General features: G+C 71.8%; 14 protein-coding genes. 8 read left to right on the forward strand and 6 right to left on the reverse strand.

What is annotated here, in order from left to right; genetic code table 11:
* Positions 1–179: 179 nt before the first annotated feature.
* From bldD to DQW85_RS12880, 6 genes are all read right to left on the reverse strand, one after another.
* On the reverse strand, positions 180–674 hold the full coding sequence (gene bldD / locus DQW85_RS12855) for a transcriptional regulator BldD (RefSeq protein ID WP_026214021.1): 495 nt from the start codon (positions 672–674) through the stop codon (positions 180–182).
* Between the two features lie 301 nt (positions 675–975).
* Positions 976–1914, reverse strand: coding sequence for a universal stress protein (locus DQW85_RS12860; protein ID WP_113700552.1), 939 nt, complete (start codon positions 1912–1914; stop codon positions 976–978).
* A 2-nt stretch (positions 1915–1916) separates the two neighbouring features.
* Positions 1917–3365, reverse strand: coding sequence for an amino acid permease (locus DQW85_RS12865; RefSeq protein WP_113700553.1), 1449 nt, complete (start codon positions 3363–3365; stop codon positions 1917–1919).
* Positions 3366–3408: 43 nt separating this feature from the next.
* Positions 3409–4344, reverse strand: coding sequence for a carbamate kinase (gene arcC / locus DQW85_RS12870; RefSeq protein WP_113700554.1), 936 nt, complete (start codon positions 4342–4344; stop codon positions 3409–3411).
* 5 nt (positions 4345–4349) lie between these two features.
* Positions 4350–5594 carry an arginine deiminase gene (locus tag DQW85_RS12875; protein ID WP_205315079.1) on the reverse strand — a complete coding sequence of 415 codons (1245 nt, stop codon included), beginning with the start codon at positions 5592–5594 and terminating at the stop codon, positions 4350–4352.
* A gap of 36 nt (positions 5595–5630) precedes the next feature.
* A complete protein-coding gene (locus DQW85_RS12880; protein WP_113700556.1) occupies positions 5631–6056 on the reverse strand; it encodes a DUF3040 domain-containing protein in 426 nt (141 codons plus the stop codon).
* A 211-nt stretch (positions 6057–6267) separates the two neighbouring features.
* Here DQW85_RS12880 and pyrR point away from each other — a divergent pair, with 211 nt between their 5' ends.
* The 8 genes from pyrR to pyrF form a co-directional block, all read left to right on the forward strand.
* The gene (gene pyrR, locus DQW85_RS12885) at positions 6268–6813 is read left to right on the forward strand and encodes a bifunctional pyr operon transcriptional regulator/uracil phosphoribosyltransferase PyrR (RefSeq protein ID WP_113700557.1); all 546 of its coding nucleotides are present in this window, start codon (positions 6268–6270) and stop codon (positions 6811–6813) included.
* Positions 6813–7730, forward strand: coding sequence for an aspartate carbamoyltransferase catalytic subunit (locus DQW85_RS12890; RefSeq protein WP_205315081.1), 918 nt, complete (start codon positions 6813–6815; stop codon positions 7728–7730). The genes pyrR and DQW85_RS12890 overlap by 1 nt, the downstream gene beginning before the upstream one ends.
* The gene (locus DQW85_RS12895) at positions 7727–9016 is read left to right on the forward strand and encodes a dihydroorotase (RefSeq protein WP_113700559.1); all 1290 of its coding nucleotides are present in this window, start codon (positions 7727–7729) and stop codon (positions 9014–9016) included. Before DQW85_RS12890 ends, DQW85_RS12895 begins: the two co-directional genes overlap by 4 nt.
* Before the next feature lie 133 nt (positions 9017–9149).
* On the forward strand, positions 9150–10259 hold the full coding sequence (gene carA, locus DQW85_RS12900; protein ID WP_113700560.1) for a glutamine-hydrolyzing carbamoyl-phosphate synthase small subunit: 1110 nt from the start codon (positions 9150–9152) through the stop codon (positions 10257–10259).
* The gene (carB, locus tag DQW85_RS12905; protein ID WP_113700561.1) at positions 10246–13536 is read left to right on the forward strand and encodes a carbamoyl-phosphate synthase large subunit; all 3291 of its coding nucleotides are present in this window, start codon (positions 10246–10248) and stop codon (positions 13534–13536) included. Before carA ends, carB begins: the two co-directional genes overlap by 14 nt.
* 36 nt (positions 13537–13572) lie before the next feature.
* On the forward strand, positions 13573–14424 hold the full coding sequence (locus tag DQW85_RS12910; protein WP_205315080.1) for a dihydroorotate dehydrogenase electron transfer subunit: 852 nt from the start codon (positions 13573–13575) through the stop codon (positions 14422–14424).
* 41 nt (positions 14425–14465) lie between these two features.
* On the forward strand, positions 14466–15443 hold the full coding sequence (locus DQW85_RS12915; protein ID WP_113700563.1) for a dihydroorotate dehydrogenase: 978 nt from the start codon (positions 14466–14468) through the stop codon (positions 15441–15443).
* On the forward strand, positions 15440–16023 hold a 584-nt coding region (gene pyrF / locus DQW85_RS12920; protein ID WP_113700564.1), incomplete at its 3' end, for an orotidine-5'-phosphate decarboxylase. The genes DQW85_RS12915 and pyrF, both read left to right, overlap by 4 nt.

Genomic DNA, 16023 nt, shown 5'->3' on the forward strand with positions numbered 1-16023 from the left:
GGGGTCGCGCCAGGTGCGGGGCGCTCCCGCACGCCAGGGAGGGCGCGCCCGGTGAAGGCGCTCCCGCGCGCCCGGCGGCGGGCGGGAACGTACGTCCGGCGGCGGGCGGGAACGTATGTGCCCGGACATGCGTGAGGGGCGCGCCTGTGCGGTGGCGCGCCCCTCACGGCAGGGTGTCGTCAGAAGGACTCGACGGCGCGGCGGGCCTCGGCGTCGAGGACTCCCCAGCTGATGAGCTCTTCCGTCAGCTCGCTGGGCGACTTGTCGTAGATCACGGCCAGGGAGCGCAGGTCCTCCTGGCGGATCGACAGCACCTTGCCGTTGTAGTCGCCACGCTGGCTCTGGATCGTGGCGGCGTAGCGGGCCAGTGCGCCCGCCTTCTCCTTGGGCAGCGTGGCCAGCCGCTCAAGGTCGATCACAAGCTTCGGCGTCGGCCCGAGCGGGCTGGGCGCGGCACCGCCGGGCAGCAGCTCGGAGACGGGCACCCCGTAGAAGTCGGCAAGCTCGGCAAGCTTCTGCACCGTGACCGCACGGTCGCCACGCTCGTACGAGCCCACGACCACTGCCTTCCACCTGCCGCGCGACTTCTCCTCGACCCCGTGCAGGGACAGGCCCTGCTGGGTGCGGATGGCGCGCAGTCGTGCACCCAGCGACTTTGCGTACTCAGACGGCATCGGTTGGCCCCCCGGCTCTCTATGTGTTGCTCTCAGTAGATTGTGCTCCCTCGCGACGATCGCCCCGGCCACCGGGGGTCTGGTGCCGGACTCGGCTCCGTCGGTGGCGGTGGCCCTGGGTTCGCCCCAAAACGCCGCGCGGTGCTGGTTACGCACAGTGACGGTAAAGGGGAGGACGCTCAAGGTCAAGCTGATTGGAAAAAAGATGCCGAATCCGATCCGGGAGGCTACGCCGCAAAAGCCCCACATGTCCCAGAAATAACGAGACTTCGTCATAGTTTGCCGAGGATGTTCGCCTCCTTCACGGCTGGCGAGTGAGGATGATCACAGGACAGGTGGCGGCGCGGACGATCTTGACGGAAGTGTCGCCGAGGAAGACCCGCCGCAGCGGGCCGCCGGTGCTGGACGCGCAGACGAGCAGTTCTCCCGGCAGCCAGGAGGTGGCCGCGAGTGCCCGGGACACGCTCCGGCCCTCCAGCACCTCGATCTCCGGTTCGACGCGCCGCCGGTGTCCTTCGGCGGCGGCGGCGAGGTCGGCGGCGGCCTGCTCGCGCAGCCGTTCGAGCATCTTCTCCTCGATCTTGACCCGCCTGCCGCCGCTGACGAGCAGCGTCACCAGCCGGAGCGGGACGTCCAGCAGGGCGGCGGCCTGGGCCGCCGAGGCGACCGCGGCGTCGGCGCACGGACCGCGGCGGTAGGCCAGGGTGAGCCGCTCGAACGCGACGGGCGGCTGGTCGGAGTAGCCGCGGGGCGCGAGCGTCACCGGCACCGTGGAGGCGTGGAGCAGCTGGTCGGCGGTGCTGCCGACCGCGATGCGCCCCTTGGCGCCGCCGGGCGCGGACCCGATGACGACGGCGTCCGCCCCGATCCTGCGCGCCAGCTCCACCAGCCCGCGCCCGCTGCCCTTGTTGGTGTGGACGACGTAGTCGGCGTCGTCGCCGGCCAGCTCGCGCGCCTTCGCGCGCCCGCTGCCCTTGTTGGTGTGGACGACGTAGTCGGCGTCGTCGCCGGCCAGCTCGCGCGCCTTCGCGAGCGTGGCCTCGGCCTGCTCCCTGAGATAGCCGCGCCAGGCGCTCTCCTCGGCGCGGGCGGGCCCCGGGACGGGCCAGGAGGCCGGCGGCTGCACGGTCGCCACCGTCAGGCGCCCGCCGGCCTGCCTGCCGAGGAGCATCGCCAGCACGAGCCCGTCACGGCCCCGCGCCCCGGGGACGAACCCGGCCAGTACGTTGTCGAATCTCATGGTCAGAGCACCTCGGCGTTCAGCCGCGACTTGCGGTAGCCGTACAGGAAGTAGCAGGCGAACCCCAGCAGCATCCACAGCCCGAACGCCACCCAGGTGACTCCGGCCAGACCGGCCATCACCAGGCCGCAGAAGATCGTGCCGAGCACCGGCGTGGCGGGGAAGAGCGGGGTGCGGAAGCTGCGCGGCAGGTCGGGCCTGCGGTAGCGGAGCACGAGCACGCCGATGTTCACGAGGGCGAACGCGAACAGCGTGCCGATGCTGGTCGCCTCGGCGAGCTGCCCGAGCGGCACCAGCCCGGCGAGCACCGAGATGAAGGTCGCGACGATGAGCGTGTTGGCGACCGGCACCTGGTGGCGCGGGTGCACCTTCTGGAACACGCGCGGGATGAGCCCGTCGCGCGACATGGCGAACAGGATGCGGGTCTGGCCGTACATGACGGTCAGCACGACGCTGGCGATGGCGATCGACGCGCCGAAGGACACGATGAGGCCCGCCCACGTCGAGCCGGTCGCGAGGTCGGCGAGCTGCGACAGGACGGCCTCGGTGCTCTCCGGGTCGAACTCGGTCCACGGCAGCGCGCCGATGGCGGCCACGGCGACGAGCACGTAGAGCGCCGTGACGATCGCGAGCGACAGGATGATGGCCAGCGGCAGGTCGCGCCTGGGGTTCTTGGCCTCCTCGCCTGCCGTCGAGGCGGCGTCGAAGCCGATGTAGGAGAAGAACACCTGGGAGGCGGCCGCGGTGATCCCCGCGACCCCCATGGGCGCGAAAGGCGTGAAGTTCCCGGCCCGGAAGGCCGTGAAGGCCACCACGCAGAAGAACACCAGCACGACGACCTTGATCAGCACGAACACGGCGTTGGCCGTGGCGCTCTCCGAGGCGCCGCGCAGCAGCAGCCAGGTGCACAGCACGACGATGAGGATCGCCGTGAGGTTCACCACCCCGCCCTCCTGACCGGGCGCGCCGATGATCGCCGCGGGCAGCTCCCAGCCGAACAGGCTCTCCAGGAACGAGTTGAGGTACTGGCCCCAGCCGACGGCGACCGCGGCGACCGACACGGCGTACTCCAGCATGAGGCACCAGCCGGCGACCCAGGCGACGATCTCGCCCAGCGTCGCGTACGCGTACGAGTAGGACGAGCCGGACACCGGGATCGTGCCGGCCAGTTCCGCGTACGACAGCGCCGAGAACAGCGCCGTGATGGCCGCGAGCACGAACGACAGCACCACGGCGGGGCCGGCCTTGGGCACGGCCTGGCCGAGGATGACGAAGATGCCGGTGCCGAGCGTGGCGCCGACGCTGAACAGCGTGAGCTGCCACAGGGTCATCGTGCGGCGCAGCTCGCCGCCCTCGCCCCTGCCGCCCTCGGCCACGATCTGGTCGGCCGGCTTGGTGCGGAAGAGCCGTTGAGCCAGTGTCACTGGAGACCTCCTTAGGTCCTGCGACATCCCCGCGAGTCGCCCGCGGCGCGCCCATGGGCGCGTAAAGCCCTTACAGCGTGCTCGTTAGCGGCCAGCGGGCGTTGGGCGTCACGATCGTCCCCGCCGAGCCGCCGAGGATCCGCTCGGCCTGGTCGAGCCTGCCGATGGCGGCCATGTCACCGGTCGTCTCGACGAAGTGGCAGGCCGCCTCCACCTTGGGCCCCATGGACCCGGCCGGGAAGTCGAGGGCGCGCAGCTCGTGCGGCGTCGTGTGCGCGATCTCCCTCTGCCTGGGCGTGCCGTAGTCCCGCATGACGCGCGGCACGTCGGTGAGGATCAGGAACGCGTCGCAATCCAGCGCCTCCGCCAGGATCGACGCCGTCAGGTCCTTGTCGATCACCGCTTCGACGCCGGACAGGCGCCCGCGCTCGTCGCGGATGACGGGGATCCCCCCGCCGCCCGCGCAGATCACGACGACCTGCTCGCGCAGCATCCTGCGGATCAGCCGGGTCTCCACCACGCGCCGCGGCGCGGGGGAGGGGACGACGCGGCGCCAGTAGTCGCCGTCGGGCCGGACCGTCCAGCCGTAGCCGGCGGCGAGCTTCTCGGCCTCCTCGCGGTCGTAGACCTGGCCGACGAACTTGGTCGGGTTCTCGAACGCGGGGTCCACGGCCGACACCAGCGTCTGGGTGATCATGGCCAGCACCTGCCGGCCGGGCAGCGCGTTCTGCAGGGCCTGCAGCATCCAGTAGCCGATCATGCCCTGGGTCTGCGCGCCGAGGGTGTCGAAGGGGTAGGGCCTGCTCAGCTGGGGGTCGCTGGCGCTCTCCAGGGCCAGCAGGCCGACCTGCGGTCCGTTCCCGTGCGTGATGATCAGCTCGTGCTTCTCCGCCAGCTTGGCCAGCGTCTTGACGGAGCCGGCCACGTTGGCGATCTGCGACTCGGCGTCCGGCTTCTGCTCGCGCTGGAGCACGGCGTTGCCGCCCAGCGCGACGATGACGCGCACGGCGGTCAGATGCCCTCGCGCTCGAGCGGGCAGCTCATGCAGCGCGGCCCGCCCCTGCCCCTGCCGAGCTCGCTGCCGGGGATGGTGATCACCTCGACGCCGTTGGCGCGCAGGTGGTTGTTGGTGGTGGTGTTGCGCTCGTAGGCGATGACCACGCCTGGCTCGACGGCCAGGGCGTTGCAGCCGTCGTCCCACTGCTCGCGCTCGGCGGCGTAGACGTCCTGGGTCGCGATGAGGACCTTGATGTCGTCCAGGTCCAGCGCGCGGGCGATCGCCCGGTGCATGTCCTCGGGCGGGTGGTCGGTGACCTTCATCTCCTTGTCGGTGTCGCCCGGCTCGATGGTGTACGAGGGCAGCATGCCGAGCCCGGCGTACTTGGTGAACACGCCCACGTCGACCATGGTCATGACGGTGTCGAGGTGCATGAAGGCGCGTGCCTTCGGCATGTCCAGCGCCACGATCCGGGTGACCGACCCGGCCTCGAACAGCCGCCGGGCGAGCATCTCGACGGCCTGCGGCTGGGTCCGCTCGCTCATCCCGACGAGCACCGCGCCGCGGCCGATGACGAGCACGTCGCCGCCCTCCAGCGTGGCGGGCGCGATCGCGTGGCCGGGCAGCCAGACGTGGTAGCCGCCCTTCTGCGGCCGGTCGTAGCCCTCGGCGAACGTCGGATGGAACTGGTAGACGGCCTCCATGTCGACCGTCTCCCGCATCCGCGCCTTCTTCCTCATGGCGTTGACGGAGACGCCGTCGTAGATCCAGCACGACGTGTCGCGGGTGAACATGTGGTTGGGCAGCGGCGGCAGCACGAAGCCGTCGTCGTGCACGGCGTGGTAGGCCACCGACTTGGGGTCGCAGCCCCACTCGACCAGCTCGCGCTTGGTGATGCCGCCGGTCAGGTACGTCTGCAGCGTGTCCGAGTCCATGGCGTCGAGCGTGTTGCGGATGTCATCGATGGCCAGCGGGCCGAGGAAGCGCTCGTCCACGATCGCGTCGAGGATGTGCTTGCGCGCCTCGGGGATGTCCACGGTCTCGCGCAGCAGGTCGGCCAGCAGGTGCACCGTGACGCCCCGCCCGCGCAGCACCCGCTGGAACTCCTCGTGCTCCTCCATCGCGCGCTGCGCCCACAGCACGTCGTCGAAGAGGAACTCGTCCTTGTTGGTCGGGGTGAGCCGCTTGAGCGCCAGGTCCGGCTTGTGCAGGAGCACCTGGTGCAGCCGGCCCACCTCCGAATCGACGTGAAAGGTCATTGGTCCTATATCCCCACATAGGACCCGCCCGTCACGTCAGAGCGGCCTCCGGCGGTTCGAGGTGCGGGGCGACGTACGGGACGAGGTGCGGTTCGAGGTGCGGTTCGAGGTGCGCGGTGCGGGGTTGGGCGCGGGGGTGAACAGCATCGCCAGGGCGAGCACCGCCAGGCCGGCCGCGAGCAGCCCGACCGTCCGGCCGTACTCCGCCGGTGGGATGCGCTCCCGCGCGACGCGCTCCTGCCTGTCACGCTCGTCCGTGGCGCGCATGTGGGCCACCCGCTCCTCCCGCGCGGGGCCGGAGGGGGCGGGGCCGGAGGGCGTGCGGCCGGACGGCGCGATGCGCTCGGCCGTCACCGGGCCCGTGCCCAGCCTGGTGAGGCTCCTCGCCAGGCCCGGGTTCTCGGCCTTGATCTGGTGGGCGATGTCCTTCAGGACAAGCCGCTCACGTGCGGACAGCGTCATGGGTGACCTCCCAGAAGGTACTTTGAGGAGGTTTTATACCGTTTCATGCCGTTTTTGCCAAATCTGGTGTTTCTCTCGCCGCCGCCGGGCGGCCGGCGCCGCGCCGGGGGCGGGCGGCCCCCCTGTTGTGGCTGGTAGGCCCTGATACTGTGTGTGCGACCAACACCCTTTAAGACCCGTCCCGTGAGGCGGGAAAGGTGGTGACCTCCGCATGTCCGAATCCAGGGCCGTCCTTGAGGGCCCGGACATCCACCGGGCGCTGACCCGCATCGCCCACGAGATCCTCGAACGCACCAAGGGCGCCGACGAAGTCGTCCTCCTCGGCATCCCGACCCGCGGCGCGACCCTGGCCCGCCGGCTCGGCGACCGCATCGAGCGATTCGAAGGGGTCAAGATCCCCGTAGGCTCGATCGACATCACGATGTACCGCGACGACCTCCGGCTCAAGCCCGCCCGCCCGCTCGGCCGCACGGAGCTTCCCCCGGACGGGATCGACGGCAAGATCGTCGTCCTGGTCGACGACGTGCTCTACTCGGGCCGCACCGTCCGCGCCGCGCTCGACGCGCTCAACGATCTCGGCCGCCCCACCGCCGTCCAGCTCGCCACGCTGGTCGACCGTGGCCACCGCGAGCTGCCGATCCGCGCCGATTACGTGGGCAAGAACCTCCCCACCGCCAAGAGCGAGAAGGTGAAGGTCTACCTCCAGGAGACCGACGGGCGCGAGGCCGTGCTGCTCATGAAGGAGGACGCCAAGTGATCCGTCACCTCATCTCCGCGAGCGACCTCGGCAAGGACGACGCCCTGCTCATCCTCGACACCGCCGAGGAACTGGCGAGGGTCTCGGAACGTTCCATCAAGAAGCTGCCGACCCTGCGCGGGCGCACGGTGGTCAACCTTTTCTTCGAGGACTCCACCCGGACCCGCATCTCGTTCGAGGCGGCGGCCAAGAGGCTGTCCGCCGACGTGATCAACTTCTCCGCCAAGGGCTCCAGCGTCTCCAAGGGCGAGTCGCTCAAGGACACCGCGCTGACCCTGGAGGCCATGGGCGCCGACGCGGTCGTGATCCGCCACAGCGCCTCGGGCGCGCCGCACCGCCTGGCCAACTGGGTGCGCGGCAGCGTCGTCAACGCCGGCGACGGCACCCACGAGCACCCCACCCAGGCGCTGCTCGACGCCTTCTCCATGCGCCGCCGCCTGGGCGGCCTCGAAGGCCGCCGCATCACGATCGTCGGCGACGTGCTGCACAGCCGGGTCGCGCGCTCCAACGTGCTGCTGCTCGCCACACTCGGGGCCGAGGTCACGCTGGTGGCCCCGCCCACCCTGCTGCCCGTCTCGGTCGACACCTGGCCGTGCGAGGTGTCCTACGACCTCGACTCGGTGCTGCCCAAGTCCGACGCCGTGATGATGCTGCGGGTCCAGAAGGAGCGGATGAACGCCGCCTACTTCCCCAGCGAGCGCGAATACTCCCGGCGCTACGGCCTCGACCGCGACCGCTTCGCCAAGATGCCCGACCAGGCCATCGTGATGCACCCCGGCCCGATGAACCGCGGCATGGAGATCGCCGCGGAGGTGGCCGACTCGCCCCGCTCGACCATCGTCGAGCAGGTCGCGAACGGCGTGACCATCCGCATGGCCGTCCTTTACCTGCTGCTCGGGGGAGAGACCGTAGCATGATCATCAAGAATGTGAGGGTTCTCGGCGGGGAGCCCGTGGACATCCGCGTCGCCGACGGGCTGATCGCCGAGATCGCCCCGGGCCTCGCGGGTGACGGCGAGGTGGTCGACGGCGGCGGCGCCGTCGTCCTGCCCGGCCTCGTCGACCTGCACACCCATTTGCGCGAGCCCGGCCGCGAGGACGCCGAGACCGTGCAGACCGGCACCCAGTCGGCCGCCCGCGGCGGCTACACCGCCGTGCACGCCATGGCCAACACCTCGCCCGTCGCCGACACAGCCGGCGTGGTCGAGCAGGTGTGGCGGCTCGGCCGCGAGCACGGCCACTGCGACGTCCAGCCGGTCGGCGCGGTCACCGTCGGACTGGAGGGACGCCACCTCGCCGAGCTCGGCGCGATGGCCGACTCCGCCGCCCGGGTCCGGGTCTTCTCCGACGACGGCAAGTGCGTCAGCGACGCCGTCCTCATGCGCCGCGCCCTGGAGTACGTCAAGGCGTTCGACGGCGTCGTCGCCCAGCACGCCCAGGAGCCGAGGCTCACCGAGAGCGCGCAGATGAACGAGGGCGTCGTCTCCGGCAGGCTCGGCCTGACCGGCTGGCCCGCGGTCGCCGAGGAGGCGGTCATCGCCCGCGACTGCCTGCTCGCCGCCCACGTCGGCTCCCGGCTGCACGTCTGCCACGTCTCCACGGCCGGGTCCGTCGAGATCCTGCGCTGGGCCAAGTCCAAGGGCTGGAACGTCACGGCCGAGGTCACCCCGCACCACCTCCTGCTCACCGACGAGCTCGTCGAGGACTCCCCGGTCGGCGCCTACAACCCGATCTACAAGGTCAACCCGCCGCTGCGCACCCGAGCCGACGTCGAGGCGCTGCGCGTGGCCCTGGCCGACGGCACGATCGACGTCGTCGCCACCGACCACGCCCCCCACCCGGTCGAGGACAAGGAGACCGAGTGGTCGGCCGCCGCCATGGGCATGGTCGGCCTGGAGACCGCGCTCAGCGTCGTGCAGGAGGCCATGGTCGACACCGGGCTGCTCGACTGGGCGGGCGTCGCCGAGCGCATGTCCGCCGCCCCGGCCCGCATCGGCCGCCTGCCCGGCCACGGGCAGCCGATCGAGGTGGGCGCGCCGGCCAACCTCACCCTGTACGACCCGTCCGCCCGCACCCCGGTCGAGCCGGCCGCCTTCGCCTCCAAGAGCCGGAACACGCCCTACGAGGGCATGACGCTGCCCGGCCGCGTGGTGGCGACGTTCCTGCGCGGCCGGCCCACCGTCCTCGAAGGGAAGCTCACTTGACATCCACCCTGTCCTCGCCGGACCGGGTTTCCCGGGTCTCCCTGGGCGGTTCGCGGTTCGCAGCTAGTGAACGGAGTCCAGAGAACATGGCCATTCGCACAAGCTCCGCAGACCACGGCTCTCTGGTGAGGTTCTGGTGACCGACGCGCTGCTCGTACTGGAAGACGGGCGGGTCTTCCGCGGCACCCCCTACGGCGCGGAGGGCGAGACGTTCGGCGAGATGGTCTTCAACACCGGCATGACCGGCTACCAGGAGACCCTCACGGACCCGTCCTACCACCGCCAGATCGTCGCGATGACCGCCCCGCACATCGGCAACACCGGCGTCAACGACGAGGACCCCGAGTCGGGCCGCGTCTGGGTCGCCGGCTACGTCGTGCGCGAGCCGTCCCGCGTCGTCTCCAACTGGCGGGCCAACCGCTCGCTCGACGACTACCTCAAGGAGCAGGGCGTCGTCGGCATCGCCATCGCCGGCACCCGCGCGCTCACCCGCCACCTGCGCGAGCGCGGCGCCATGCGCGCCGGCATCTTCACCGCGCCCGCCGAGCCGGTGGAGGCCCTGGTCGAGCGCGTACGGCTGGCGCCCCGCATGGAGGGCGCCGACCTGGCCGCCGAGGTGGCCACCGCCGAGCCCTACGTCGTGCCGGCCATCGGCGCGAAGCGGTTCACGGTCGCGGCCGTCGACCTCGGCATCAAGGGCATGACCCCGCACCGCATGGCCGAGCGCGGCTGCGAGGTGCACGTGCTGCCCGCCACGGCCACGGCCGAGGACATCCTCGGGATCCGGCCCGACGGGGTGTTCTTCTCCAACGGCCCCGGCGACCCGGCCACCGCCGACGTCGAGCCGCTGCGCGCGGTGCTGGCGAGCGGCACGCCGTTCTTCGGCATCTGCTTCGGCAACCAGCTCTTCGGCCGCGCCCTCGGCCTGTCCACCTACAAGCTGCGCTACGGCCACCGCGGGGTCAACCAGCCGGTCCAGGACGTCCGCACCGGCAAGGTGGAGATCTCCGCGCACAACCACGGGTTCGCCGTGGAGGCGCCGCTCGACGGGCCGTTCGACACCCCGTTCGGCCCGGCCGAGGTCAGCCACGTCAACCTCAACGACCGCTGCGTCGAGGGCCTGCGCCTGCTCGACGGGCGGGCCTTCAGCGTGCAATACCACCCGGAGGCCGCCGCCGGGCCCCACGACGCGGCCTATCTCTTCGACGAGTTCTGTGAGGTCATGACCCGTGCCCAAGCGTGAGGACATCAGGTCGGTCCTGGTGATCGGCTCCGGGCCGATCGTGATCGGGCAGGCGTGCGAGTTCGACTACTCCGGCACCCAGGCCTGCCGCGTGCTGCGCGCCGAGGGCTTCCGCGTGATCCTCGTCAACAGCAATCCGGCGACGATCATGACGGATCCCGAGTTCGCCGACGCCACCTACGTCGAGCCCATCACCCCCGAGTACGTCGAGAAGATCATCGCCAAGGAGCGTCCCGACGCGCTCCTGCCGACCCTGGGCGGCCAGACCGCGCTCAACACCGCGGTCGCCCTGCACGAGTCGGGCGTGCTGGAGCGCTACGGCGTCGAGCTGATCGGCGCCGACTTCGACGCCATCCAGGCCGGCGAGAACCGCGAGCGGTTCAAGGAGATCGTCGCCAAGGTGGCCCGCGAGCACGGGCTCAACGCCGAGTCGGCCCGCTCCCTCATCTGCCACTCGATGGACGAGTGCCTGGCCGCCGCCGGCGAGCTGGGCTACCCGCTCGTCGTGCGGCCGTCGTTCACCATGGGCGGCGCGGGCTCCGGCTTCGCCTACGACGAGTCCGGCCTGCGGCGCATCGCCGGGGCCGGGCTCGACGCCTCTCCGACCACCGAGGTGCTCCTGGAGGAGTCGATCCTCGGCTGGAAGGAGTACGAGCTGGAGGTCATGCGCGACAAGGCCGACAACGTCGTCATCGTCTGCTCCATCGAGAACATCGACCCGATGGGCGTGCACACCGGCGACAGCGTGACCGTCGCCCCCGCGCTGACCCTGACCGACCGCGAGTACCAGAACATGCGCGACGTCGCCATCGCCGTCATCCGCGAGGTCGGCGTCGACACCGGCGGCTGCAACATCCAGTTCGCCGTCGACCCGAGCACCGGCCGCATGATCGTCATCGAGATGAACCCGCGGGTGTCGCGCTCGTCCGCCCTCGCCTCCAAGGCCACCGGCTTCCCCATCGCGAAGATCGCCGCCAAGCTGGCCATCGGCTACACCCTCGACGAGATCCCCAACGACATCACCCGCGAGACCCCCGCCTCGTTCGAGCCGACCCTCGACTACATCGTGGTCAAGGTTCCGCGCTTCGCCTTCGAGAAGTTCCGGGGCGCCGACCGGACGCTCACCACCCACATGAAGTCGGTGGGCGAGGCCATGGCCATCGGCCGCTCCTTCCCCGAGGCGCTGCAGAAGGCGCTGCGGTCGCTGGAGAAGTCCGGGTCGTCGTTCTCCTGGGGGCCCGGCGAGCCGCCCGCCAAGGACGAGCTGCTGGCCGCCTGCCGCACCCCGCACGACGGGCGGCTGCGCACCATGCAGCAGGCCATCAGGGCCGGCGCCACCGCCCATGAGCTGTACGAGGCGACCAGCGTCGACCCGTGGTTCCTCGACCAGCTCTTCCTCCTGCACGAGGAGGCCGTCGCCCTCGGCGACGCGCCCGAGCTGACCCCGGCCGTGCTGGAGCGGGCCAAGCGCCACGGCTTCAGCGACGCGCAGATCGGCGAGATCCGCGGCGTCGGCGAGGCCCGCGTGCGCGACCTGCGCCACGCGCTCGGCGTGCGCCCCGTCTACAACACGGTCGACACCTGCGCCGCCGAGTTCGCCGCCAAGACCCCCTACCTCTACTCCACCTACGACGAGGAGACGGAGGTCCCGTACGGCGAGCGGCGCAAGGTCATCATCCTCGGCTCCGGCCCCAACCGCATCGGGCAGGGCATCGAGTTCGACTACGCCTGCGTGCACGCCTCCTTCGAGCTGTCCAGGGCGGGGTTCGAGACCGTGATGGTCAACTGCAACCCCGAGACCGTCTCGACCGACTACGACACCTCCGACCGGCTCTACTTCGAGCCGCTCACGCTGGAGGACGTCCTGGAGGTCGTGCACGCCGAGCAGCGGACGGGGCCCGTCGCGGGCGTCATCGTGCAGCTCGGCGGGCAGACCCCGCTCGGCCTGGCGCAGGCGCTCAAGGACGCGGGCGTGCCGGTCGTCGGCACCTCGCCCGAGTCCATCCACCTGGCCGAGGAGCGGGGCGCGTTCGGCCGCGTGCTGGCCGAGGCCGGGCTGCCCGCGCCGCGGCACGGCACGGCCACCACCGTCGCCGAGGCGCTGGGCGTCGCCCAGGACATCGGCTACCCCGTGCTGGTGCGGCCCTCCTACGTGCTCGGCGGGGCCGGCATGGCCATCGTCTACGACGACGAGACCCTCACCCGCTACATGGCCACCCAGGAGGGCGGCCACCCGGTGCTGGTCGACAAGTTCCTGGACGAGGCCGTCGAGATCGACGTGGACGCCCTCTACGACGGCTCCGAGCTCTACCTGGGCGGCGTCATGGAGCACATCGAGGAGGCCGGCATCCACTCCGGCGACTCGGCGTGCGCGCTGCCGCCCATCACGCTCGGCGGCAACGACATCAAGCGCATCCGCGCCGCCACCGAGGACATCGCCCGCGGCGTGGGCGTGCGCGGGCTGCTCAACGTCCAGTACGCGATGTCGGCCGGCGTCCTCTACGTCCTGGAGGCCAACCCGCGCGCCAGCCGTACGGTGCCGTTCGTCTCCAAGGCCACCGCGGTGCCGCTGGCGAAGGCGGCGGCCCGCGTGATGCTCGGCGCGTCGATCGCCTCGCTGCGCGAGGAGGGCATGCTGCCCGCCTCGGGAGACGGCGGCACGTTGCCGTTGGAGGCGTCGATCGCGGTGAAGGAGGCGGTGCTGCCGTTCAACCGGTTCCGCGGCGTCGACATCGTGCTCGGTCCCGAGATGCGCTCGACCGGCGAGGTCATGGGCATCGACGAGTTCTTCGGCATCGCCTACGCCAAGTCCCAGGCCGGCGCCTACGGCGAGCTGCCCACCAAGGGGCGGGCGTTCGTGTCCGTGGCCAACCGCGACAAGCGGGCCATGATCTTCCCCGTCCGGGCGCTGGCCGACCTCGGCTTCGAGATCCTGGCCACCGAGGGCACGGCCGAGGTGCTGCGCCGCAACGGCGTCCATGCCAAGATCGTGCGCAAACACAGCGAGGGACCCGGACCCGGAGGTGAGCCGACGATCGTGCAGTGCATCCTGGACGGCGAGGTCGACCTGATCGTCAACACGCCCTTCGGCAGCCCCGGCCACTCCGGCCCGCGGCTCGACGGCTACGACATCCGCACCGCCGCGGTGCTGCGCGGCGTCCCGTGCATCACCACGGTCGCGGGACTCGCGGCGGCCGCCGCGGGCATCCAGGCCATCGTGCGGGGCGATGTCGGCGTACGGTCCCTCCAGGAGCACGCGCAGGCGCTTCGGGGATAGCCCCTCGGGAGGTGAAGGACACTGGCCGGCACACCTGTGCAGGTGACGGGCACGGTGCTGACGACGCGCCGGGTCGACGCCTACCATGCGCTGACGGTGGTGGCGCCCGGCATCGCCGAGCGCCACCGCCCCGGCCATTTCGTGTCCGTCGCGGTCGGGGGAGCCCGAACGTCCATGATCACCCGCCGCGCCCTCACCGTCCACGACGTCAAGCCCGACTACGGCGGCACGGTGGAGCTCGTCTTCACCGTGCGCGGGCCCGGCACCGCCTGGCTCGCCGAACGCCGCGCCCGCGACACGCTCGACCTGGTCGGCCCGCTGGGGCGGCCCTTCCCGCTGCCCCGCGACCCCGTCCACTGCGTGCTCGTGGGCGCCGAGTACGGCTCGGCGGTGCTCTTCCCGGTCGCCGACGCGCTGCTGGAGCGGGGCTGCCGGGTCGACTTCCTGCTCGGCGGGGCGGGCGCCGAGCGGGTGTTCGGCGCCATGCGGGCCCGCCGCATGGCCGAGACGACCACGCTCACCACCGAGGACGGCTCGCTCGGCCTGCGCGGCAAGGTCACCGACGCGCTGCCGTCCGTGATCGCCGACACCCGGGCCGACGTTGTCTACGCGTGCGGGCCCATGGAGACCCTCCGGGCGGTCACCGCGGTGGCGATCGAGTTCGACATCCCGGTGCAGGTGGCGGTGGAGGAGGCCATGGCCTGCGGGATCGGGGTGTGCATGACGTGCGTGATCCCGGTCATCGGGGACGACGGGGTGACCAGGATGGTCCGCGCCTGCGCCGAGGGGCCGGTGTTCAGGGGGGAGCGGGTGCGGTTCGAGGACGTGGGCACCATCCCGTTCGACGCCCTGGGCGCGCCCGGGGGCGGTGCGCGCCATGCGGGCTGAGCCGTCCCCGTCGCTCGCCTTGTGTGCGGCGGTGGCCTGACATGTCGGTCGATATGCGGACCTTTCTCGCGCACGTGGAGCTAGCGAACCCCATCACCACCGCCGCCGGATGCGCCTCCTCCGGCCGCGAGCTCGCCCAGTTCTTCGACCTGCACCGGCTCGGCGCGCTCGCCACCCGGTCCATCACCATGGCCCCGCGCGCCGGCCGCCCCACGCCGCGCATGGCCGAGACCCCCTCCGGCATGCTCAACGCCGTCGGGCTCCAGGGCCCCGGCATCGACGCCTTCCTCGAACGCGAGCTGCCCTGGCTCGCCCAGCGGGGCATCAGGACCATCGTCTCGATCGGCGGCGGCACCGTCGCCGAATACAGCGAGCTGGCCCGCAGGCTCGCCGACGCGCCCGGAGTGACCGCGCTCGAGGTCAACCTGTCGTGCCCCAACATCGAGGACCGCGGCCGGGTCTTCGCCCGCGAGGGCAGCGCCGCCGCCGAGGTGATCGCGTCGGTCCGGTCCATCATGCGGTACGACGTGCCGGTCGTCGCCAAGCTCGCCCCCGACGTGGCCGACATCGTCTCCGTGGCCCGCGCCTGCGTCGACGCCGGCGCCGACGCCCTCTCGATGATCAACAACCCGCTCGGGATGGCCATCGACACCGAGGCGCTGCGGCCCGCGCTCGCCGCCGTGACCGGGGGGCTGTCCGGGCCCGCCGTCCTGCCGCTCGCCGTGCGGTGCGTGTGGCAGGTGCACGCCGCGCTGCCCGGTGTCCCGCTCATCGGCGTCGGCGGGGTGATGACCGGCAGGGACGCCTTCCAGCTCATCCTGGCGGGCGCCTGCGCGGTCGGGGTGGGCACGGCGCTGTTCCACGACCCGTACGCGTGCCTGCGCATCGAGCGCGAGCTCGAGGACCTGCTGGAGGCGCGCGGCTTCCAGCGGCTGGCCGACGCCGTCGGCCTCGCCCACCGCCCGCCGGGGAGCGCTCCCCGGCACCTGCTCGTCGACTCCGAGGAGAGCTCCCCGTGACGCCCGCACCGATCGCCGTCGCCCTCGACGCACCCGACCTGGAGACCGCCGCCCGGTGGGCCGGGCTCGTGACGCCCCACGTCAGCACGGTGAAGGTGGGCCTTGAGCTCTACCTGCGCTACGGCCCCGACGTGATCGCCTCCGTCCGGGGCGCCAGCGGCGTGCGCGTCTTCCTCGACCTGAAGCTCCACGACATCCCCAACACGGTCGCGGGGGCCGCCAAGGCGGTCGCCCGCCTGCGCCCCGCCATCCTCACCGTGCACGCCGCCGGCGGCCCCAAGATGATCAGGGCGGCCGTGGAGGCGGCGCCGCACACCCAGATCGCCTCCGTCACGGTCCTGACGTCGCTCACGGAGGCCGACCTCGCCCGCATCGGGCTCGTGGGTCCCGCCGACGACGCCGTGCGCCGCCTGGCCGCCATGTCGGTGGAGGCGGGCGCCACGGCGCTCGTCTGCAGCCCGCACGAGGTGGCGGCGGTCCGCTCGGAGGTCGGCGCCGACATCACGCTCATCACCCCCGGCGTGCGCCCGGCGGGGGCGGACACGCAGGACCAGGCGCGGGTGGCCGCGCCGGAGCGGGC

It is taken from the genome of Nonomuraea lactucae, from assembly GCF_003313395.1.
GTDB lineage: Bacteria > Actinomycetota > Actinomycetes > Streptosporangiales > Streptosporangiaceae > Nonomuraea > Nonomuraea lactucae.

Excerpts from the sequence above, each read along its gene's own strand:
- DQW85_RS12875 (WP_205315079.1), bottom strand. The coding sequence starts at position 5,594 with ATGACCTTTCACGTCGATTCGGAGGTGGGCCGGCTGCACCAGGTGCTC.
- DQW85_RS12860 (WP_113700552.1), bottom strand. The coding sequence starts at position 1,914 with ATGAGATTCGACAACGTACTGGCCGGGTTCGTCCCCGGGGCGCGGGGC.
- DQW85_RS12865 (WP_113700553.1), bottom strand. The coding sequence starts at position 3,365 with ATGTCGCAGGACCTAAGGAGGTCTCCAGTGACACTGGCTCAACGGCTC.
- DQW85_RS12915 (WP_113700563.1), top strand. The coding sequence starts at position 14,466 with ATGTCGGTCGATATGCGGACCTTTCTCGCGCACGTGGAGCTAGCGAAC.
- DQW85_RS12895 (WP_113700559.1), top strand. The coding sequence starts at position 7,727 with ATGATCATCAAGAATGTGAGGGTTCTCGGCGGGGAGCCCGTGGACATC.
- pyrR (WP_113700557.1), top strand. The coding sequence starts at position 6,268 with ATGTCCGAATCCAGGGCCGTCCTTGAGGGCCCGGACATCCACCGGGCG.
- DQW85_RS12880 (WP_113700556.1), bottom strand. The coding sequence starts at position 6,056 with ATGACGCTGTCCGCACGTGAGCGGCTTGTCCTGAAGGACATCGCCCAC.
- bldD (WP_026214021.1), bottom strand. The coding sequence starts at position 674 with ATGCCGTCTGAGTACGCAAAGTCGCTGGGTGCACGACTGCGCGCCATC.